Source organism: Metasolibacillus meyeri, assembly GCF_003049505.1.
In the GTDB taxonomy this organism is placed as follows: Bacteria; Bacillota; Bacilli; order Bacillales_A; family Planococcaceae; genus Metasolibacillus; species Metasolibacillus meyeri.
This window is the reverse complement of sequence record NZ_PYWN01000218.1, coordinates 1-1,295: the sequence shown is the minus strand read 5'-3', so window position 1 is coordinate 1,295 and position 1,295 is coordinate 1. Positions and strand designations below refer to the sequence as shown.

The window sequence follows — 1,295 nt, the reverse complement described above, 5'->3', positions numbered from 1 at the left end:
TCATATTTAAATAATTCTGTTCTTAATATTTCATTTTATATTTTAATTGCCGGTTTAGTAGTTTTTTATTTTAGTAATTTTTTATATAACAAGAAATTACTAAATAAAAAAGAATGAATTAATATAACATATGGAGTAAATTTAAATTAATCCTTTTACGTTAATTTGAGGAAAAATAGTGCGTAAATGTTGTGTTAATTCCATTTCTATGCCTGTTTTGCAATAGATAAGGAATGTTGGAACCTAGAGTCTCATCGTACATTGACAAATTATTTGGATTATATATTAAATGCGTGTCATCCAGATTAATTTTATTTATAGAAAAGAGACATTTAAAAAAATGAACTAACCCCGAATAGTGGACACTTCACAAAGTATCCTTATTCGGGGTTTTTGTGCTTTTGGAAGAGTGGAAATATAAGGCACACTAAAAAACATAAAAAAATAAATACTATTGAGTAAAAGGCTGGGCTATTACTTGACATGACTAATGCATCAATAATATGTCCCTCAAAGTAAAATAAAACAATTGAAATAACAGAAATTAATAGCGTATTTAATGTGACATACATTAAAGATTTACTATCTCTTTTAAGAAATACAACTAGATATACAACGTTAAATAAGGCAACTGTAGATAATAAATAATAAATGGGCCTTAATATAGTGAGACTTTCTTCTACCAAAGAGAATTCACTCCTTATAAACTTTTTTAAATCTTCCCACAATCAACACATCGAATATCTGTGTCTGCTTCTCCATACATTCTTAATTCTTTCTCTAGTTTACAAATAGTGCATTGTTGAAAATGAATTTGTGGGATAATGCCTTTTTGAGCTAAAGGTACCCACTCTTTTTCATATAATTTCTTCGTCATACCATAGTCAATTAATACTAAATTTCCATTTTCATTTATACCATAATTCCCGCTGTCTTTATAGTCAAACCCATCGAGCTCTTTATCAATCATATTAATTGCTAGCTGTAAATCAGAGGTGATGCGAGCATCATTTTTTACATCCAAATCATATGTACAATTATTTAACTTGATTCAGCGATGTTTTCTGCGCGAAAGCAAAGCGACAGCGGCATTGTTTTTTGTATCGAAAGCAGATGTTTTCTGTGCGAAAGCGACGCGGCAGCGACAGATACAGAAGTCCCCCACTTCCATAAGTGTCGGGATGAATGCCAGAAAAGGAATGGAATGAGAGGGAGTCCCAAACTCCCTACTGAATCAAGTTAAGCCTCCGGCGGATGTCAGGGATTTTGAAAGGAGTCAATTGTGCAAGCACAAT

The 1,295-nt window shown here is 31.7% G+C and carries 1 protein-coding gene; it reads right to left on the bottom strand.

What is annotated here, in order from left to right; genetic code table 11:
- Positions 1-712: 712 nt before the first annotated feature.
- Positions 713-1,024, bottom strand: coding sequence for a hypothetical protein (locus C9J34_RS21025; RefSeq protein WP_107842115.1), 312 nt, complete (start codon positions 1,022-1,024; stop codon positions 713-715).
- Positions 1,025-1,295: the final 271 nt, after the last annotated feature.